19 protein-coding genes and 2 pseudogenes are annotated in these 19,652 nt (G+C 61.6%); 14 read left to right on the top strand and 7 right to left on the bottom strand.

From position 1 onward, the window contains the following. Nucleotides 1–10 precede the first annotated feature (10 nt). From trbE to ABIA90_RS44630, 8 genes are read left to right on the top strand one after another with little or no spacing between them, the layout of a single operon-like run. Nucleotides 11–2,452: a conjugal transfer protein TrbE gene (trbE, locus tag ABIA90_RS44665; RefSeq protein ID WP_354122211.1), complete on the top strand. Its 2,442-nt coding sequence runs from the start codon at nucleotides 11–13 to the stop codon at nucleotides 2,450–2,452. Continuing rightward, the gene (trbJ, locus tag ABIA90_RS44660; protein WP_354122212.1) at nucleotides 2,449–3,180 is read left to right on the top strand and encodes a P-type conjugative transfer protein TrbJ; all 732 of its coding nucleotides are present in this window, start codon (nucleotides 2,449–2,451) and stop codon (nucleotides 3,178–3,180) included. Before trbE ends, trbJ begins: the two co-directional genes overlap by 4 nt. Next, nucleotides 3,180–3,560, top strand: coding sequence for a putative entry exclusion protein TrbK-alt (gene trbK-alt, locus ABIA90_RS44655; protein WP_354122213.1), 381 nt, complete (start codon nucleotides 3,180–3,182; stop codon nucleotides 3,558–3,560). The genes trbJ and trbK-alt overlap by 1 nt, the downstream gene beginning before the upstream one ends. Before the next feature lie 3 nt (nucleotides 3,561–3,563). Further along, nucleotides 3,564–4,823, top strand: coding sequence for a P-type conjugative transfer protein TrbL (gene trbL, locus ABIA90_RS44650; protein WP_354122214.1), 1,260 nt, complete (start codon nucleotides 3,564–3,566; stop codon nucleotides 4,821–4,823). Next, complete coding sequence (gene trbF / locus ABIA90_RS44645) at nucleotides 4,823–5,506, top strand: conjugal transfer protein TrbF (protein WP_354122215.1); 684 nt, start codon at nucleotides 4,823–4,825, stop codon at nucleotides 5,504–5,506. Before trbL ends, trbF begins: the two co-directional genes overlap by 1 nt. Nucleotides 5,507–5,523: 17 nt before the next feature. After that, entirely contained in the window at nucleotides 5,524–6,537 is a 1,014-nt protein-coding gene (gene trbG / locus ABIA90_RS44640) for a P-type conjugative transfer protein TrbG (RefSeq protein ID WP_354122225.1), read from the top strand. Beyond that, complete coding sequence (locus ABIA90_RS44635) at nucleotides 6,534–7,748, top strand: TraB/TrbI/VirB10 family type IV secretion system protein (protein ID WP_247457960.1); 1,215 nt, start codon at nucleotides 6,534–6,536, stop codon at nucleotides 7,746–7,748. Before trbG ends, ABIA90_RS44635 begins: the two co-directional genes overlap by 4 nt. A gap of 9 nt (nucleotides 7,749–7,757) precedes the next feature. Beyond that, nucleotides 7,758–8,000 (top strand): DUF2274 domain-containing protein, encoded by a 243-nt coding sequence (locus tag ABIA90_RS44630; protein WP_247457959.1) that lies wholly within the window; start codon nucleotides 7,758–7,760, stop codon nucleotides 7,998–8,000. On the opposite strand, the gene ABIA90_RS44625 is transcribed toward ABIA90_RS44630, so the two are convergent. From ABIA90_RS44625 to ABIA90_RS44610, 4 genes are all read right to left on the bottom strand, one after another. Next, nucleotides 7,973–8,932: a LysR family transcriptional regulator gene (locus tag ABIA90_RS44625; protein ID WP_354122216.1), complete on the bottom strand. Its 960-nt coding sequence runs from the start codon at nucleotides 8,930–8,932 to the stop codon at nucleotides 7,973–7,975. The two genes, ABIA90_RS44630 and ABIA90_RS44625, sit on opposite strands and share 28 nt — an antisense overlap. A 193-nt stretch (nucleotides 8,933–9,125) precedes the next feature. After that, nucleotides 9,126–9,986, bottom strand: coding sequence for an ABC transporter permease (locus tag ABIA90_RS44620; RefSeq protein WP_502916699.1), 861 nt, complete (start codon nucleotides 9,984–9,986; stop codon nucleotides 9,126–9,128). Beyond that, complete coding sequence (locus ABIA90_RS44615; protein ID WP_247457957.1) at nucleotides 9,986–10,852, bottom strand: ABC transporter permease; 867 nt, start codon at nucleotides 10,850–10,852, stop codon at nucleotides 9,986–9,988. Before ABIA90_RS44615 ends, ABIA90_RS44620 begins: the two co-directional genes overlap by 1 nt. A gap of 3 nt (nucleotides 10,853–10,855) precedes the next feature. Then, entirely contained in the window at nucleotides 10,856–11,998 is a 1,143-nt protein-coding gene (locus tag ABIA90_RS44610; protein ID WP_354126797.1) for an ABC transporter ATP-binding protein, read from the bottom strand. Between the two features lie 160 nt (nucleotides 11,999–12,158). Here ABIA90_RS44610 and ABIA90_RS44605 point away from each other — a divergent pair, with 160 nt between their 5' ends. The 6 genes and pseudogenes from ABIA90_RS44605 (at nucleotide 12,159) to ABIA90_RS44580 (ending at nucleotide 18,111) form a co-directional block, all read left to right on the top strand. Then, nucleotides 12,159–12,845, top strand: coding sequence for a GntR family transcriptional regulator (locus ABIA90_RS44605; RefSeq protein ID WP_247457956.1), 687 nt, complete (start codon nucleotides 12,159–12,161; stop codon nucleotides 12,843–12,845). Between the two features lie 117 nt (nucleotides 12,846–12,962). Next, nucleotides 12,963–14,318 carry an aspartate aminotransferase family protein gene (locus tag ABIA90_RS44600; protein ID WP_247457955.1) on the top strand — a complete coding sequence of 452 codons (1,356 nt, stop codon included), beginning with the start codon at nucleotides 12,963–12,965 and terminating at the stop codon, nucleotides 14,316–14,318. After that, nucleotides 14,315–16,048, top strand: a complete 1,734-nt coding sequence (locus ABIA90_RS44595) for an acetolactate synthase catalytic subunit (protein WP_247457954.1) — start codon at nucleotides 14,315–14,317, stop codon at nucleotides 16,046–16,048. Before ABIA90_RS44600 ends, ABIA90_RS44595 begins: the two co-directional genes overlap by 4 nt. Beyond that, nucleotides 16,048–17,292, top strand: a complete 1,245-nt coding sequence (locus tag ABIA90_RS44590) for an ABC transporter substrate-binding protein (protein WP_247457953.1) — start codon at nucleotides 16,048–16,050, stop codon at nucleotides 17,290–17,292. Before ABIA90_RS44595 ends, ABIA90_RS44590 begins: the two co-directional genes overlap by 1 nt. Nucleotides 17,293–17,342: 50 nt before the next feature. Continuing rightward, nucleotides 17,343–17,547, top strand: a pseudogene (locus ABIA90_RS44585) (DUF2274 domain-containing protein). A 255-nt stretch (nucleotides 17,548–17,802) separates the two neighbouring features. Then, entirely contained in the window at nucleotides 17,803–18,111 is a 309-nt protein-coding gene (locus ABIA90_RS44580; protein WP_247457952.1) for a hypothetical protein, read from the top strand. Between the two features lie 66 nt (nucleotides 18,112–18,177). Here the strand turns inward: ABIA90_RS44580 and ABIA90_RS44575 are convergent. The 3 genes and pseudogenes from ABIA90_RS44575 to ABIA90_RS44565 form a co-directional block, all read right to left on the bottom strand. Next, nucleotides 18,178–18,633 (bottom strand): annotated as a pseudogene (locus tag ABIA90_RS44575) (recombinase family protein); the annotation flags it as partial. Next, nucleotides 18,618–19,214: a recombinase family protein gene (locus ABIA90_RS44570; protein ID WP_247457951.1), complete on the bottom strand. Its 597-nt coding sequence runs from the start codon at nucleotides 19,212–19,214 to the stop codon at nucleotides 18,618–18,620. The gene ABIA90_RS44570 and the pseudogene ABIA90_RS44575, both read right to left, overlap by 16 nt. A gap of 19 nt (nucleotides 19,215–19,233) precedes the next feature. Further along, complete coding sequence (locus tag ABIA90_RS44565) at nucleotides 19,234–19,470, bottom strand: hypothetical protein (protein WP_247457950.1); 237 nt, start codon at nucleotides 19,468–19,470, stop codon at nucleotides 19,234–19,236. Between the last annotated feature and the right edge of the window lie 182 nt (nucleotides 19,471–19,652).

Genomic DNA, 19,652 nt, shown 5'->3' with positions numbered 1-19,652 from the left:
GTTTTCAGTCATGATGAATCTTGCCGAATACCGCCGCTCAAACACCCGCCTTGCGGATTTCCTGCCCTGGGCCGCATTGGTTGGGGAGGGCGTCGTCCTCAACAAGGACGGTTCGTTCCAGCGCACTGCAAGGTTCCGCGGACCGGATCTCGACAGCGCAGTGCCCGCCGAACTCGTCGCCGTCGCTGGCCGCCTCAACAGCGCCTTGCGCCGTCTCGGTTCGGGCTGGGCCGTTTTTGTTGAAGCTCAACGCCATGCCGCATTCCGGTATCCGGCAAGCACGTTTCCGGATGTGGCGTCCGCCCTGGTCGACGCCGAGCGAAAAGCCCAGTTCGAGGAGGCGGGAGCTCACTATGAGTCGAGCTATTTCCTCACATTGCTCTATCTACCGCCGCCCGAGGACGCAGCGCGGGCGGAACGGTTTCTGTATGAGGGCCGCGATCGGACCGAGAACGCCGACGCCCGCGAAGTGTTGCGCGGATTCGTCGACCGCACCGATCGGGTGCTCCAACTAGTCGAGGGCTTTATGCCCGAATGCGCTTGGCTGGATGACCCGGAGACGCTGACGTATCTGCACTCCTGTGTGTCGACGAAGCGCCACCGCGTTCGGGTACCCGAGATCCCGATGTATCTCGATGCGCTGTTGGCAGATCAGCCGCTGACCGGCGGCCTCGAGCCGATCGTAGGTGCGTCGCATCTGCGTGTTCTCACTGTCGTCGGGTTTCCGACCGCGACGACGCCCGGAATACTCGACGAACTGAATCGTTTGGCTTTTCCGTATCGCTGGTCGACGCGTGCGATCATGTTCGACAAGACCGATGCCACGAAATTACTGACAAAGATTCGTCGGCAATGGTTCGCCAAGAGGAAGTCGATCGCCGCCATCCTCAAAGAGGTGATGACGAACGAGGCATCGACGCTTCTCGATACCGACGCTCATAACAAAGCGATGGACGCCGATGCAGCGCTCCAGGAACTTGGCTCCGACCAGATCGGTGAAGCCTACGTCACGGCGACTGTCACCGTATGGGATGACGACCCGCGCGCGGCTGATGAGAAGCTGCGTCTGGTCGAGAAGACGATCCAGGGGCGCGACTTCACCTCGATGACTGAGACGGTGAACGCTGTCGAAGCCTGGCTCGGCAGTTTACCCGGACATGCCTATGCCAATGTCCGGCAACCACCCGTCTCGACCCTCAATTTGGCCCATATGATTCCGCTATCGGCGGTCTGGGCCGGCGAGGTGAGGGATCATCACTTCGCAGGCCCGCCACTGCTGTTCGGAAAAGCCGAGGGTTCGACCCCGTTCCGGTTTTCCCTCCATGTCGGCGATGTCGGTCATACGCTGGTGGTTGGCCCGACCGGCGCCGGGAAGTCGGTGCTACTGGCGCTGATGGCGTTGCAGTTCCGCCGCTATCCGGGGTCGCAGATCTTTGCCTTCGATTTCGGCGGATCGATCCGGGCGGCTGCACTCGCCATGGGTGGCGACTGGCACGACCTGGGTGGGGCGCTGTCGGACGATGCGTCAGAACCTGTTGCGCTGCAGCCGCTGGCCTGGATCGATGACGCCTCTGAGCGGGGCTGGACGACCGAATGGATCGCCGCGATCTTGGCGCGGGAAAAAATAGAGATCACGCCGGAGGCCAAGGATCATCTGTGGTCCGCGTTGACGTCGCTGGCCTCGGCGCCAATCCAGGAGCGCACCCTGACAGGCTTGTCGGTGCTGCTGCAGTCGAGTGTGCTAAAGCGGGCACTGCAACCTTATTGCCTCGGCGGGCCCTATGGCCGGCTGCTGGATGCCGAACTCGAGCGCCTCGGCGAAGCATCGGTTCAGGCTTTCGAAACCGAAGGATTGATCGGCACGGGCGCGGCCCCCGCAGTCCTGGCCTATCTCTTCCATCGCATTGGAGATCGCCTCGACGGCCGCCCAACCCTGCTCATCGTCGACGAAGGCTGGCTTGCGCTCGATGACGAGGACTTTGCTGGGCAGTTGCGAGAATGGCTGAAGACGTTGCGGAAAAAGAACGCTTCCGTCATTTTCGCCACGCAGTCGCTCTCGGACATCGATGGCTCAGCGATTGCGCCTGCCATTATCGAGAGCTGTCCGACCCGCATATTGCTGCCGAACGAACGCGCCATCGAGCCGCAGATCACGGCGATCTATCGTCGTTTTGGTCTCAACGACCGGCAGATCGAGCTGTTGAGCCGGGCAACACCGAAGCGCGACTACTACTGCCAGTCTCGCCGCGGCAACCGGATGTTCGAGTTGGGGCTGGGCGAAGTCGCACTCGCTTTTACTGCGGCCTCTTCCAAGATCGATCAGGCCTCAATCGAACGACTGCTCGCAGAACACGGTCGCGACGGCTTCGTGCCCGCCTGGCTCCGACACCGCGACGCTTCGTGGGCCACTGATCTCATCCCCAATCTGGGCAATCTAGAGACATCGTCATGAGACGTCTTTGCTTATCTGCGGCGGTCAGCGCTATCGCGTTGTCACTTGCTGCGATGTCGCCGGTATCTGCGCAGTGGATCGTCTTCGATCCGAACAACTATGCCCAGAATGTCCTGACAGCGGCGCGCGAGCTGCAGCAGATCAATAACCAGATCACGTCACTGCAAAACCAGGCGCAGTCACTGATCAATCAGGCGAAGAATCTGGCGAGCCTGCCATACTCGTCGCTGCAGCAACTTCAATCGTCGATCCAACGTACCCAGCAACTGCTCGCTCAGACCCAGCGCATTGCCTATGACGTACAGCAGATCGACCGCGCATTCTCGACCAATTATGCGCCGGCGACAAGCGGCCAATCCAATCAGGCGCTCATCACCAACGCGCAATCGCGTTGGCAGAACTCGGTCGCCGCGCTGCAGGACGCCTTGCGTGTGCAGGCCGGCGTGGTCGGCAACCTCGACACCAACCGCACCCAGACGTCGGCGCTCGTAACATCGAGCCAGGGCGCAAGCGGCGCGCTGCAGGCGACACAGGCCGGCAACCAGATCCTGGCACTTCAGGCTCAGCAACTCGCCGATCTCACGGCGACCGTTGCAGCGCAGGGCAGGGCGCAGAGCCTTGAGGCGGCTCAACGCGCGGCGGCGCAGGATCAGGGCCGCGAGCAGCTGCGGCGGTTTCTGACGCCGGGCCAAGGCTATCAATCCTCAAACGTGCAGATGTTTCATTGATGAGCGCGTTCAGCAGGTTCAAGCGACTGCCAGTCGTCGCGGCAGCCGCATCCATGATGTTGGTGATGGCGGCGTGCGCCATCCAACTCCGCGGCGATGGCGCCGAAACGGCGTCGAATTCGGCGAGCCCACGGACCGCGGGCGCCCTCGCTTCCAGCCTGGCGCGCTGCCGGACGGTCACGCCGGAACAGACGGCAACCTACGACCACTGTCGTCAGATCTGGGCCGAGAACCGACGCCGGTTTTTCGGTCAGAAGGGAGGTGCGACGGCTCCCGCTGGCAGTGACGCGCTCTCCAGCCCACCGTCTGAGTTGCCGCCAAAAGATCAGAGCCGCATGCCGCACGGTTACCCATCGGTGGCCCTCCCGGAGAGCGAGTAAGCCATGACCGGCACCGGCGTGATCGATCAGTTCCTCGATACCTATACCCGCTATATCGATTCTGGCTTCGGCCTTCTGGGCAGCGAAGTTGGCTTTCTTGCAACGACGTTGGCTGCCATCGACATTACCCTCGCGGCGTTGTTTTGGAGCTGGGGGACCGATGATGATCTGATCGCACGGCTCGTCAAAAAGACGCTGTTCGTCGGCGTTTTCGCCTACCTGATCGGCAACTGGAATAATCTTGCCCGTATCGTGTTCGAGAGCTTTGCCGGTCTCGGGCTGAAGGCGTCCGGCACTGGCCTATCATCCGCGGATTTCCTGCGGCCGGGTCGAATTGCCCAGGTTGGCCTCGATGCCGGCCGGCCGATCCTCGACTCGATCTCCGGTCTGATGGGGTACATCAGCTTCTTTGAAAACTTCGTCCAGATCGTCGTTCTGCTGTTCGCCTGGGTTGTGGTGCTGCTTGCCTTCTTCATCCTGGCGATCCAGCTGTTCGTGACCCTCATCGAGTTCAAGCTGACGACACTCGCCGGCTTCGTGCTGATTCCCTTCGGCTTGTTCGGAAAGACTGCATTTGCGGCTGAGCGTGTGCTCGGTAACGTCGTCTCGTCAGGCATAAAAGTCCTGGTTCTTGCCGTCATTGTCGGCATCGGCTCGACTCTGTTCTCCCAGTTCACGTCCGGGTTCAACGGCGGCCAGCCGACCATCGAAGACGCTATGGCGCTGGTGCTCGCGGCATTGACGCTGCTCGGTCTCGGCATTTTTGGCCCTGGGATCGCCAACGGCTTGGTGTCCGGCGGACCTCAGCTCGGCGCGGGTGCCGCGGTCGGCACCGGACTTGCAGCGGGCGGCATCGTTGCTGCCGGCGCTGGTCTCGCTGCCGGCGGAGCCGGGCTGGCCGGGGGAGCGATAGCGGGAGCTGCGCGAGGTGGCGCCATGCTCACAAGCGGTGCGTCCGCGGCTTATCGCAGTGGCGGCCTCAGCGGTGTCGCCGATGCCGGGCTCTCGGCAGTGGCAAGCCCGCTGCGCCGGGCCGCGGCAACTCTCAGTAACAGCGCTCAATCGGCTGGGCAGGCGCCAACCACAGCGGGCGCCGGTGCCGAGACCGGGAACACCGCGCCGGATGGTCCGCCCGAGTGGGCGCGGCGCATGAAGCGTGCCCAGACCGTCAGCCATGGCGCATCAGCCGTCAGCCATGCCGTTCGCTCGGGCGACCATGGCGGAGGCGGCGCATCGATCGATCTCTCTGAAGGAAACCACTGATGTTCAAACGTCCATCCGTTCACTACGGCCGCACACCCGAGCCGGTTACGCCCTATCAAAAAGCAGCGCAAGTCTGGGACGACCGTATCGGGTCAGCCCGCGTGCAGGCAAAGAACTGGCGATTGATGGCATTTGGATGCCTCGCGCTGTCGACGGGTCTCGCCGGCTGCCTTGTCTGGCAATCGACCCAAGGCACGATCACGCCCTGGGTGGTCGAGGTCGATCGTCTTGGCCAAGCTCAGCGCGTGGCACCGGCCAATACAGACTACCAGCCGACAGATCCGCAGATCGCCTATCACCTGGCGCGATTCATCGAGGATGTCAGGGGTCTGCCGACTGACGCCATCGTGCTGCGTCAGAACTGGTTGCGCGCCTACGACTTCACGACCGATCGCGGTGCTGCCGCTCTCAATGACTACGCCCGCACCAACGATCCCTTTGCCAGGCTCGGCAAAGTGCAGGTCTCGGTCGAGGTATCCAGTGTTATTCGCGCGTCGACGGAGAGTTTTCGTGTGGCCTGGGTTCAGCGCGCCTACGACAACGGATCTCTCAGTTCAACCGAGCGCTGGACTGCCATTCTCAGCGTCGTGATCGAGACGCCGCGCGATGCCGATCGGCTGCGTAAGAATCCCCTTGGCGTCTACGTCCACGCCATCAACTGGTCGAAGGAGCTTGGGCAGTGAATACGCTATTTCGCAAGATGGCTTCTCCCCGCCTTGCTTCATGCTGTCGCCCCGTCTCATTCAGATCGGATGGTTCGGCGTTCCGAAAGGCGATACTTCCAGCACTGCTGGTGTGCGTTTCGGCTTTAGGTGGTTGCTCCACGTTTACGCCGCCCGAGATTAGCTACGACAGTGATGTTCCGCCATTGCCTCAGCCGCCCGTGCCTGCCGACGACAAGCCGCGGCCGCTTCATGTCCCGCCACTGTGGAAACCGGCCCTTGGCGGTAAGTCCGGTACCAAGGAGGAGATCGAGCCGGTAAGTCGGGTCGAGACGGCGAACAGCGCGGCTCGGGTCGAACCGCGCAAAAAGGGATATTTTAACGCCGCACAGGTCTACGCCTACAGTCCGGGTGCGCTGTACCAAGTTTACGCCGCGCCCGGACAAATCACCGATATCGCGCTCGAGGAAGGCGAACAACTCACGGGATCGGGTCCGGTCGCGGCAGGCGACACCGTTCGTTGGGTCGTCGGCGATACTGAGAGCGGCAACGGAGATACCCGCCGCGTCCATATTCTGGTGAAGCCGACCCGCGCTTCGATCGAAACCAATCTTGTCGTCAACACCGATCGGCGCACCTACCTGATCGAGCTACGCTCCCGCGAGAAACCTTATATGCCTTCAGTCGCCTGGTATTATCCGGAGGACCGGCCGGGCAGGGTGCGGCCCGTGGCTTTGACGCCAGTGTTGCCCGATCCGACGCAGCGTCGTTTCCGCTATGCCATTGAGGGCGACGGTCCGCCCTGGCGGCCGCTGACCGCCTATGACGACGGCCGCAAGGTCTATATCGAGTTTCCGCAGGGCATCGTTCAAGGCGAGATGCCGCCTCTCTTCGTCATTGGCCATGACGGCAAGACCGAGATCGTGAATTACCGCGCCTACGGCAACGTCCTGATCGTCGATCGGCTCTTTGCGGCCGCGGAGTTGCGGCTCGGTGGCGAGCACCAGCAGAAAGTCCGGATTGTCCGGACCAATGGGAGGTCGTCGTCATGAGCACCCTTCAGAGCGATGACACTAACGAGCAGCCCGGCGAGCCGAACAGGTCGGAAGAATTGGCGCACGGGTTCCGGTTGAGGGCAGATCACCCCCGCGTCACGCGGCTGTCCCGTAAGGTCCTTGCGGGAGGAACCGCCGTTGCATTGGTTCTTGTTGGCGGTGCCGTGCTTTGGGCTCTCCAAAACAACCGCTCCCGCGGGACCGCGCCGGACGAACTCTACAGCACCGATCATCATAACGTCGCTGATGGCCTCGCCGGATTGCCGCGGGACTATGCTGCCGTTCCGCGTCAGGTGCCCTCGCTGGGCCCACCGCTTCCTGGTGATCTCGGCCGGCCAATCCTTGCCGCTCAGGGACAGCCGCCAACCACAACCACGACTGGCTTCGATCAGGAGCAGCAGCGCCGCGACCAGGAGATCGAAGCTGCGCGCGTGAGCCGTTTGTTCGCCTCCACCAATATTCGCGAGACGATGCCCGCTGCGGCCCAGGCTTCGAGCGTGGACCGAGCCGCTCCATCGTCCAAGCCGGGAACTGACGACGGCTTTGCGCAGAACGGCCAGGATCGCAAACTTGCCTTCGTCAATGCGTCGGTCGATCGCCGTACCACAAGCCCGGATCGCGTCACGAAACCAGCTTCGCCGTATGTGGTTCAGGCAGGGACGGTTATTCCGGGAGCTCTCATTACCGGCATTCGCTCAGATCTGCCCGGGCAGATCACGGCGCAAGTGACCGAGAATGTTTTTGACACACCCTCCGGTCGCTTGCTGCTGATCCCGCAGGGAGCCCGTTTGATCGGAACCTATGACAGCCAGATCGCATTCGGTCAGTCACGCGTACTGCTGGTCTGGACACGCTTGATCATGCCGAACGGCCGTTCGATCGTGCTCGAACGCCAACCAGGCGCGGATTCAGGCGGCTATGCTGGCCTGGAAGACGAAGTCGACAATCATTGGGACGCTCTCTTCAAGGCGGCACTCCTGTCTACGTTACTGGCAGTCGGCAGCGAAGTGGGAGCCGGCTCCGACACCGGCAACAACGGTGACATCATCCAAGCCCTTCGCCGCGGATCGAGCGATAGCCTAAATCAGACTGGCCAAAAGATTGTTCAACGCAATCTCAACATCCAGCCAACGCTAACCATCAGGCCGGGTTTCCCGGTTCGCGTGATCGTCAATCGCGACCTCGTATTAGAGCCTTACAGAGGGTGAGGAATGAAGATGGCCAAACTCAAGATTGGGGCGCTTCCAAATGACAAGCCTGTCAAGGTCACCGTTGAATTGCCGGCTGCCGTGCATCGAGATCTCGTCGCCTATGCGAAAGCCCTTGCAGGCGAATCCGGCCAATCCGTCGCCGACCCGAGTAAGCTGGTCGCGCCGATGCTGGCGCGGTTCATGGCAACAGACCGGGGATTTGCAAAGCTACGGCGCACCGGTCACTCTCCGACGGAAGGGGAGGAATAGCGCTCGCCCAGCAGCTTGAGAAGCTGCTTCAGGGCGGGGTTTCCGTTGTCGGCGCGCCATTCTGCGAAAAAGTCCAGGCGGCTCGCGCCGGATCCGTCGCGCAATTCGCGATAGGTCAATCCGGCGAAACGCGCGCCGGTGTCTGATTCCGTGACGAGACTGACACCGAGTCCCATGCTGGTCAGACTCTTGATGATGCCGCGGCCGACATCGTGTCGTTCGATCTTGGGTCTGTCTGCCGGAGCTACGAGCTTCGAAATCAGGAAATCCTCGAGCTCGCGTCCCGGGTCCTGCTGACTGAGGAGAATGGTTTCGTGTCGCAGATCTGTCCATAGGACAAACTCGCGTGTGGATAAGGCATGATCCTCAGGCAATGAAATCAGAATCTGTTCACTCCAGAGTGACAGGATATTATCGTTTGAGCAGGGCTGGCGTCCCGGGCAGATGACGATATCAACTGTTCCGTCTCGAAGCGCATTCATCAAGCGAATTCGCGAGCGTTCAACTGTCGCTAGCTCGATCTTGGGAAAGCGCTCCTTGAATTCGATCAGAGTGGCGCGCAGGTTTCCTACGGAGATCGAGGTGCAGAAGCCTATCGACACACGCCCGGCTTTCCCCTGCCTGTTAGATCTTGCTGTCTCTACGAGCGCGTCAATCTCCTCCAGGACCAAGTTTGCGATCTTCAGAACGCCTCGGCCAGCAAACGTGGGCCTTACTCCTCCGGCAGAACGCTCGAACAATGTGGCTCCAATTAGATGCTCAAGCTGACTGATCGAGCGGCTCAAGACTGAATGTCGAACCGAGAGCATGTCCGCGGCACGCCGAAGACTTCCACAGTTATTGGCGGCCACGGCAAACCGAAGATGTTGCAATTCGATCGCCGAGGTCCTTGACGCATTTCGTAGGCTGTCCGTTTTGCCCATCTCCGACATTCTCTGAATAATCCCGACGCATTCTGCTTGGGTCGGTGCGTGTTGCGCTCTTAGCTCTCCAAGAAAAATCGACTTCGTTTAGAAGAGGATTGCACCCCCGATCCTACCCATGAGCATGTACTTGAACTCGGCGAATTCCTCGATGCCGCGGGAGGGGCGCTCCTGGCACGCTCGCGTACATGCGTCTGATGGTCTAGCTCTCGCTATTCGCGCTACGCGACCGAATCCACTCGACCCCTCCCATCAGGACGAGGGACAGAACGACCATCACCGTCGCGGCTGCGGCAACGATAGGCGTCAGATTGTAGTCGATATCTTCGAAGAGCTTTCGCGTAATCGTCTTGCCCTCGACGCCGGAAATGAACAAGGCGACCGTCGCCTCATCGAAGGAAGCCAGAAAGGCGAAAACCGCGCCGGCCGCGACCCCAGGAGCGATGTTGGGCAGCACCACATGCCAGAATGCCTGGGCGCGGGACGCACCGCAATTCAATGCGGCGAGTTCGAGGGCAGGATCGATCCGCTGCAGCGCGGCGGACACCGTCATCATGACATAGGGGACCGAGAGCATTGTGTGCGCGATTGCGAAGCCGACAAAGTTGCCCGTTAGACCGAGCGGCGCGAAGACGAGGTAGAGCGCGACGGCCAGCACAATGTGGGGAACGATCAACGGCGCCAAGGTAAGCGCCTGCAGGGCACGGGCACCCGGAAGATTGCCACGCACGACTGCGAAGGAGGCCAGCGTGCCGATCACCGTCGCCGACGCGGTCGTCGCCAGCGCGATCCGCAGGCTGAACCAAGTTGCGCTCATCCACTCCGCATTGGCGAAATAGGCCCGGTACCATTTTAGCGTAAGGCCTTGTGGTGGAAATTGGATATAGGAGGCTTCGCCCAGCGACATCGGAATGACGATGAGGGTCGGCAAGAGCAGGAAGATCAATACGAGGCCGGCGAACCCGTTCAGGAGCGATCGACCGATCGCGGGCGACAATGCTGGATTAGATGATAGGACGGGTGCCAGCGCCCCTGCGGGGGTCGTTTCAAACAAGGTCGACATCAGGCACCTTTTCCAAAGCGGAGGAACCGCTTGAATGCGCCGACGAGGCCGAGCGTCACCACGAGTAGAACACCGGCCAAAGCCCCGGCGAAAGGCCAGTTGAGCAATTCCGTGGTCTGCTGACCGATCAAGGTTGCGATGGTCAGGTTCTGCGGGCCGCCCACCAAGGCCGGCGTGACGTAGAAGCCAAGCGACAGGATGAAGACCATGGTCGCCCCTGCATAGACGCCGGGCAGGCTAAGCGGCAGCGTGACGGCCAAGAAACTGGTCCAGGGTCCGGCGCCGAGATTCCTCGCCGCGCGATCGAGCTCAGGTGGAGTCGAGCGCAGAGAGGAGAAGATCGGTAGGATCATGTAGGGCATGAGCACATGCGTCATCGCGACGATGACCGCCCCCTCGGTGTAGATCAGCTTCAGTGGCTGATTGATCAGCCCCCAACTCAGCAGCGCGTTGTTGACGATCCCCGTCCTCTGCAGCAGCACGATCCAAGCGTAGGAGCGGACGAGCACGCTGGTCCAAAGCGGAATCAGGACGCAGGCCGCGACCAGCATCGCGGCGCGCGTGCCGAGCCGCGACATCACCAGTGCCACGGGATAGCCCAGCAGAAAGGCCAGAAGCGTAACGATCGCGGCCGTCTGGACGGTGCGCAGGAATATTCGCAGGAAGATCGGCTCCTGGGCGATGCGCAGATACTGCTCCGCCGTCGGCGTCGGCGTGAAGATGCTGCCCAGCAGCAGTTTCGCGACCGGCAGGAGAAAAGCGAACCCCAGCAGCAGGACGAGCGGCAGCGCGAGAACGAGCGAGGCGGGGCGGGAGAGCTGGCCGGCCACCAAGCGTTCTGCGTCGGCGATTGTCGTGTTCGCCATGGCTTAGGCCTCGCGCGCGAAGACACGAACGGCGGCCGGGTCCAGCCGTACGAAAGTCCGCCCGCGTGGCGTGACGCCGCTGTCCCGATGGGAGGATGGAACCTGGATCTGGAGCTGCGTTCCGTCTTCCGTCCGAACAATCAGCGTTCGATGCGGACCGAGGAAGATCGAGGTTTCGATCTCGCCCGCTATGGCTCGTTCGCCTTCGTCCGTTGGGCTCAGACTTTCTGGCCTGGCCGCGATCCGCACGGAGCGTCCAACGGCGACTTCCTCGCGCCCACCGATTTGAGACCGTGCGACATCGAATGTCTGTCCCGAGATCGCGATCTCGATGCGGCAATCGTCGAGCCCAGTTACGACCCCGTTGAGGAAATTCATCTTGCCAATGAAGTCGGCGACGAAGCTGCTGCTGGGCTCGTGATAGAGCGAGACAGGGCTGCCGAGTTGCTGGATGCGCCCCTTGTCCATGACCGCAATCCGGTCGGACATTGTCAGCGCCTCTTCCTGATCATGTGTCACGTAGATGATCGTGACGCCCAGGCTGGCGTGCAGCGTCTTGATTTCGATCTGAAGTTCTTCGCGTAGTTTCTTGTCGAGAGCACCGAGCGGTTCATCCATGAGAAGGACCGGCGGCTGGAAGACCAAGGCGCGCGCCACCGCCACACGCTGCTGCTGGCCACCCGAAAGCTGGGCGGGCATGCGGCCACAGTAATTCTGAAGCCGGACACGCGAGAGCGCCTGCTCGACCAAGCGAGCGATTTCGTCCTTCCTCACGCCCCGCATTTTGAGCGGAAACGCGACGTTCTGTGCCACGCTCATATGCGGAAACAGGGCGTAGCGCTGGAAGACCATTCCGATTCCGCGCTTATTGGGTGAAACATGGGTCAGATCCCGGCCGCCCAAGGTGATCGACCCCGAACTCGGCATCTCGAATCCCGCAAGCATCATCAACAGAGTCGTTTTGCCCGAGCCGGAGGGGCCGAGCAGAGAAAGGAATTCCCCGGCCTCAACGTGGAGATCGACACAATCGACACCGACGATCGGTCCGAACCGTTTCGAAACGCCTTGGATGGCGATAGCCTCGCCTTTGAGTGAATTCAGGCTCTGGTGCCTGTTTGAGGCATCGCTGTTGGACATGGCGATCATAATCACTCTTTGAATCCCTGAGAGGCACTTCGCCGGCCGGGAACGGTCGCCCGATATCCAGATTTTGATATTTGGTGTATCATTCTTGCGGCTTTGTCAAGGCACTGGCGGTCGAGGGGAGCCAAGGCTATTTGATGCATCACGCAACAAGAGGCTTTCCATGTCGGAGTATCTGCTCGCCGGTGTCGTCACTCCTATCGCCCGGCAATCCAATCTCGGAGAGCTCACCTATGATCGCCTGAAGGCGATCATCGTCTCCGGCGCCTTCCCGCCTGACGAGAAGCTGACGGTGCGGTCAGTCGCGGCCGCGCTGGGGGTCAGCACCACTCCAGCACGGGACGCCATCAACCGGCTCTTATCGGAGGGAGCTCTCATCAATGAAGGCCCCAAGACGGTCGTCCTGCCATCTCTGACACTAGAAGCGCTCGACGAGATCACCGCCACGCGGCTCGCCCTGGAAGGTTTGGCCGCCGACCGCTCTGTTTTGGCAGTGGCTCCTGCCGACATTGAGGGGCTCGAACGGATGCAGGTGGCGATCAATGCCGGGTTGGATTCTGCCGACTATCGCCAGGTCCTTAAGGTCAACCGCGAGTTCCATTTCCTGATCTACCGGTTGTCAGGCTGGCCGCGACTGGTCGCGATGATCGAATCCCTTTGGCTGCGTGTCGGTCCTTCGCTAAACGAGCTTTACCCCGGCTTCGCCATGAATCGGCGAGGCGTTGCCAATCATATGGCCGCTATGCAGGGCCTGCGTGCCAAGGATGGTGCCACGGTCAAGTCCGCCATGGAACAAGACATCCGTGATGGTTACGTGCAGCTCAAGCTTATGATCGAGGCCCGTCGCTAAGCTGGGCGGCAGAGAAGCCGGGTTTCTTGGCATCGAACATTTTTGTTGCATCAAATATCATACTTGGTCTATTGGTTCCGACCACCGCCGCCCTTCGCGCGGCTCCTGGATGGAACAATGACAGCAGCGAAGACCGAAGGTCACAACTTCGTAGGACGGGCCTCGAAGGAAGCGTTCGAGCGCGCACGGCACGTCTTTATCGACGGAACCACACGGGTGACGATCGAGCGGAATCCGATTCCGCGGTACATGGAGCGGGGCGACGGCGCTTATCTCGTCGATCTCGATGGACGCCGCTTCCTAGACCTGAACGGCAATTTCACTACCCTCATCCATGGCCATCGTTTCGCGCCCGTGATCGAGGCGGTGACGCGCCAGCTGCAGTCCGGCACCTGCTTCGCGAACCCGACGTTGGCCGAGATCGGCCTCGCGGAGTTGATCTGCGAGCGTGTTCCCGGCGTCGAGACAATCCGTTTCGTCAACACCGGCTCCGAAGCTGTGATGTTCGCGATCAAGGCCGCACGCGCCCTCACCGGGCGCTCCGCGATCGCCAAAATCGAGGGCGCCTATCACGGTTCCTATGATTGGGTTGAAGTGAGTCAGGCGAGCACGCCAAACAATTGGGGGCAGGCGGCTGCGCCGGCGGCTGTTCCGTACTACCGTGGCATGCCAGCGTCGGTTCTGAGCGAGGTAGTGCCGCTCCGTTTCAACGACGTCGAACTCGCGGAACGGCAGATAGCGACCCGCGCGTCCCATCTGGCAGCGATCGTGCTCGACCCGATGCCGAGCCGGGCCGGCCTGATCGCTCCGACAGCGGAATTCGTATCTGCGATCCAGCGAACTGCGAAACAGCACGGCGTCCTCGTCATTGCCGACGAGGTATTGAGCTTTCGGCAAGGTTATGAGGGCGCCTCGGCACGTTACGGCCTGACGCCAGACCTCTTTGCCTTCGGCAAGATCATCGGTGGCGGCCTCCCGATCGGCGCGATCGCCGGTACCCGCGAGGTCATGAGTGTCTTCGATGCCTCCGCAGGCAACCCGGCGCTTCCCCAGGGCGGCACCTTCTCCGCCAATCCGCTGTCGATGGTCGCTGGCTTCGCGTCGATGACCGCTCTGGATCGTGCCGCCTTCGATCATCTCGAAAGGTTGGGCGACCGACTGCGCCAACAGCTCACGGCCGCTATCGCGCGGCACCACGTGCCTCTCTCGGTTTCCGGCGCCGCCTCGCTCTTCCGGATCCATCCGAAAGTGATCCTGCCGCGCGATTTCCGGGAGGCGACGCCGACCGCCGCGCAAGCGCATGTCATGAAAGAGCTCGGCCGCACATTCGCAGAGAGCGGCATCGTTCTTCCCAGTGGCGCGGCAGCTTGCCTCTCCACCCCGATGACGACCGAGGACACCGATCGCGTCGCCTCAGTCTTCGACGACTTTCTCGCTACGCGCAGCGACCTGATCGAAAGCCTCGCAGTATGACCAAGACCGCTCCCACCGTCGCACGAATTATCGCCTATGCCCTGAAGCGCCACGGCGTCGAGGTGATCTTCGGACAGAGCCTGCCCTCGGCCGTCATCCTCGCTGCCGAGGCCATAGGCATCCGGCAGATTGCTTACCGGCAGGAGAACATGGGCGGCGCCATGGCTGACGGCTACGCTCGCGTGTCGGGGCGTGTCTCCGTCGTCGCCGCGCAGAACGGCCCCGCCGCCACTCTCCTCGTGCCGCCCCTGGCGGAAGCGCTGAAGGCGAGCATTCCGATCGTCGCGCTCGTCCAAGATGTCGAACGGCATCAGGTCGACAAGAACGCCTTCCAAGAGCTGGACCACGTCGCGCTGTTCGCATCCTGCGCGAAGTGGACGCGGCGGCTCTCGGGCGCCGATCGCGTCGACGACTATGTCGACGCCGCATTCATTGCTGCCGCAAGCGGCCGACCCGGCCCGGCGGTGCTGCTCTTGCCGGCGGATCTCCTGCGCGAGACCGCTACACCGTTCGCGGCCAGCCGCAAAGCGAGCTATGGCAAATTCCCCCTCGACCGCAGCCGCCCGGCCCAGGTCAACATCGAGGCCGTCGCCCGCCTGATCGCTGAGGCCCGGCATCCCGTCGTCATGGCTGGCGGCGGCGCCTTCTCGCAGGATGCCCCGGCCGCGCTGGCACGACTCCAAGACCTCGCAGCGTTGCCCGTCTTCACCACGAATATGGGAAAGGGGGCGGTCGACGAGAGCCATCCCTTGTCCTGCGGCGTGCTCGGCGCCTTGGTAGGGCCCGCCTCGCTCGGGCGACACAGTCGCGCGCTGCTCGCCGAAGCAGATCTGATCCTGCAGATCGGCACGCGCAACAACCAGAACGGCACCGATAGCTGGCGGCTCGTGCCTCCGACCGCGCGCCTCGTCCAGATCGACATCGACCCGCAAGAAATCGGCCGCAACTACGAAGCAGTTCGCCTCGTCGGCGATGCCGCGGAGACGATCGGCGCGTTAACGGAAGCGCTGCGCGCGATGGACTTGTCCTCGCGCGCCCTGGCACGGCCCGCTCTGGAGTCCCGCATCGCCGAGGCATGGCACCGGTTCGAAGCCGCCCGCGCGCCGCTCACGCGACACAATGCGAGCCCAATCCGGCCCGAACGCGTGATGGCCGAATTGCAGACGCTGCTGACACCCGACACGATCGTCGTCGCCGATGCGAGCTACTCCTCAATGTGGATCGTCGGCCAGTTGCGCGGACTGGCGCCGGGCATGCGCTTTTTGACGCCGCGCGGCCTCGCCGGTCTCGGCTGGGGGGTGCCGCTCGCTATTGGCGCGAAGGTTGCGAAGCCGGCTGCCCGGGTGGTCGCGCTCGTCGGCGACGGCGGATTCGCCCATTCCTGGGCAGAGCTCGAGACCATGGTTCGGATGGGCATCACGCTCACGGTCATCGTGCTGAACAACGGCGTTCTCGGCTATCAGAAGGATGCCGAGACCGTAAAGTTCGGAGCCTACACCACGGCCTGCCACTTTGCCCCGGTCGATCACACCGCGATCGCCCGCGCCTGCGGCTGCGTCGCCGTGCGCGTCGAGACGCCGGCGGAAATCCTGCCGGCGCTGCGCGACGCGTTGCAGGGAGAGCGGCCGACACTGATCGAGATCACCACCGATCCGGACGCGCATCCGGCGATTTCTCTCTATGATGGCACGCTCGACCCAGCGGTCGCCCCCGAACCGGTGGTCGTCTGATGGAACGCCCGCGCAGCGTCGCTGTCGTCTCTGACGGCAGCTCCGGCATTTCCCTGCCAAGATATTCGCAAGGGCACCAGCAGCTCGCGGCGGCTGACCACCATCCGCAGTTGCTTCCGTTAACGGACATCAAGGGGATTTCCTACATGACCAAACCAAGCACACGCGGCTCTCGTCGACGCATCGGCGCACACATCGCAGCGACGCTCATCCGGCAGATCTGGCTCAGCCTTCTGCTCTCAACTGCGGCGGTAGCACAGTCAGGCGAGGTAGTCGTTGCAACCACGGGCGGCGTTTACGACAGGACACTGAAGGAAGTTTGGTTCGAGCCCTTCACCAAGGCGACCGGGATCAAGGTCAGCACCGTTACCGCCACCGATTCCGAGCAGCGGACACGCGCCCAGGCCATGGCGAACGCAGGTCAGGTCACGTGGGACATCATCAACAACGTCGACATCATCGCCGAGTCACCGCAGAATCGATCTTTCACCCGCGACCTCTCGGTCTTATGCGAGCAGTTCAGGGAGCGCAAAGATTTGATCGATAAGACCTGCAATCCTGCTGGGGTGCGGATCACGTTTAACGCCACACTTCTCGCCTTCGACGCGGCGCGTTTCACGGGCGCCAAGCCCCGGAGCTGGGCTGATTTCTGGGATATCGCCCGTTTCCCTGGCCCGCGTGCGTTGCCGAGCTTCAACGATCCCTGGCGCGTGTTCGCGGCCGCGCTGCTGGCTGACGGCGTGCCCGCTGACAACCTCTTCCCCCTCGACATCGATCGAGCCCTCAAGAAGCTCGACCAGATCAAACCGCAAATCCAGCTCTGGTGGCGCACCGGCGACCAGAGTCAACAAGGCTTTCGCAACGGCGAATACGTCATCGGCATGATCTGGGGTACGCGCGTCTCGGCCTTGAAGGCGGAAGGCCAACCTGTTCAGATTTCCTACGATGGCGCCTTCATGCTCGCCGACACGATGCAGATCCTCCGCAACGGCCCGAGCCCCGCCGGAGCGGAGGCTCTGCTGAAGTTCTACCTCGATAATCCGACGGTGCAGGCGAAACTCGCAGAGCGTCTTAACGTCACACCGCCGAGCCTCGACGCCGTGGCAATGATGAGCGAGGCCGCACGCGCCAACATCCCGAGTTCGCAAGAAGCCTTCCAGGCCATCGTCAAACACGATTCCGCCTGGATCGCAGCCAACCAAGCCAGAATGCTTGACGCCTGGAACGCTTGGATCCAGCAATAACACCGACAATGACGAATCCGACTTTTGTCACTTCTCCGGCCACGTCGCAAATGGCGAAGCAGAAACTCGGCCCGGCAGCCGACGACAAACCCGTCGAGGTTTCGGTGCGCTGAAGTCCTCGGCCGTGAGGCCGACCAGCGTTCGGCCGATCCGGTTCGGCTGATCGTGCCCATGCTGGAGCGTTTCATCGCCCCCGATCGAGGATTCGCCAAGGCAAGACGGAGTGGGGCGGCACTCATGCCTAAGGAAAACTGAGCGTTTACAAGCCGACCTGCAACGGATGTCGGTATTGGTGTTTCGTGTCCCCGCAACCATCTCAAATTGCGAGACCCCAGCCCCGGTGGCTGGGGTTTTCGTTTTGAGAGCGACCGCCAGGATTCCGGCTAGGTCACCTCGGACATCGATCTTCAGTTCCCCGTCGCCGGGAGTGAGGATGATCTCCTTCACGAGAGAACGCAGAACCTCTCCAGCTTTCAGCCGGGTTGCCTCAGTATCAGCCTTCAGCGCCTCATGCAGAGCGCCGACCTGTTCTCGGTAGAAACTTGCCATCTCGGGGTGCAGCAGGGGTGGTGGTTCTTCCGCGTCAACCAATGCTTGCTCGAGTTCGGCCCTGCGGCTCTCAAGCTGAACCATCTTTGTGTTGATCTTATCTGCAGCGCCACCTTTGAGGATCAGGTTCAGCAGAGTATCGAGTTCGCGCTCTATCCGCTTGATCTCGGAGCGAGCCGCCTCGATCGACGCCGAGCCTTCCATCCGAAGACGGTTCATCTCGCGTGTGAATTCCTCGCAGAATTCCTTGAAGAGAGCCGGGTCCATTAGGTGGCATCGTAGCGCGTTCAGGACGCGTGCCTCGAGTTGCTCCCGCTGGACACTCCTCCGATTATCGCAGGTTCCCTTATTTCTTGCCGTCGAACAGCCCATGAGGTCGGCCGAGATCATGGCGTAACCGCCACCGCAGCATGAGCATTTTATCAATCCCGAGAATAGGTATTTTGGACGGCGGCGGTCGCGGAAGCTATTTTGCACCTCGGTGCCATCATCCTCGCGCTTTGTCTTTATGGCAGCTTGTCGCGCTTTTGCGGCCTTCCAGAGCCCGTCATCCACGATGCGCAACTCTGTTACTTCTTGAATGATCCATTCGGCGGCTGGGTTTGGACGCGCCTGACGTTTGCCAGTTTCGGGGTCTTTGATGAACCGCTGTCGATTCCAAACGATACGGCCGATATACATCTCGTTGTTCAAGATGCCGTTGCCACGCTTGGTGTTGCCATTGATTGTACTGAAGCCCCAATCGCCGCCGCCGGGCGCCGAGATGCCATCCCTATTTAGCTCAACAGCGATCCGCTTCGCCGACTTGCCAACGACATAGTCGCGAAAGATGCGCGTACCACCTCTGCTTCCTTAAAATTAATCCTGCGATCGCCACGTATCGGCTCACCGCTTTCATTGAATTGCTTCACAACATCATAGCCGTAAGAGTTGCCACCGCCAGATTTGCCAAGCGCGACGCGTCCGCGCTGGCCTCGGCGCGTTTTGTCGGCGAGATCCTTTAGGAAGAGGGCATTCATCGTGCCTTTGAGGCCGACATGCAGGTGGGTAACCTCGCCTTCGGATAAAGTGACGATCTTTACGTTGGCATAGGCCATGCGCTTGAACACGCCGGCGATGTCTTCCTGATCACGTGAGAGGCGATCCATCGCCTCCGCCAGCACCACTTGAAACCGCCCGCGCATGGCGTCGGTAATAAGCGCTTGGATGCCGGCACGCAGAAGCGACGCTCCGGAGATCGCATGGTCGGAATATTCCTCAACGACTCGCCAACCCTGCTTCTCAGCATAGGCACGGCAGACGCGAAATTGGTCCGCGATCGACGCGTCGCGCTGGTTGTCACTGGAGTAACGGGCGTAAAGCGCGACCTTCATGAAATGGTCTCCGGTAGAGTCAGGAGCGCTCCGACCCATGCTCCTTGTCGGCTTGTTCGTACCAGCGCCGCGCTGCATGGCGAGCCAGCAGACGCACGAACTCGACGAGACGAGGGTCGGGCGCGTTGTCGCTCTGCATTGCAAGCGTCAACTCCGGTTCGTTGCAACCGGCGATGTCTTTGCGCTTTTGAACGCCAATGTCTTTCATCGCAATGCCACTGACCGTCGGTCGCACCGGAACAATCCCGAGCACCATCAGCCTTACGATAGGCAACAATAATAGAAACTCGATGCCAGGCCCTGGATACTGCTGGCGTGTTCGATCGGACGACTTCTGGTCCTCGCGCAGCGGATCGCATTTTCGCGTCGTGCGAAAACTTGCGCGCTTCGGCTTGAATAGAAACTAACTGTGTCATCAGATCATGCGCAAATTTGCGA

Source organism: Bradyrhizobium sp. LA6.8 (genome assembly GCF_040547935.1).
In the GTDB taxonomy this organism is placed as follows: Bacteria; Pseudomonadota; Alphaproteobacteria; order Rhizobiales; family Xanthobacteraceae; genus Bradyrhizobium; species Bradyrhizobium barranii.
This window is presented reverse-complemented; position numbering and strand designations above follow the sequence as displayed.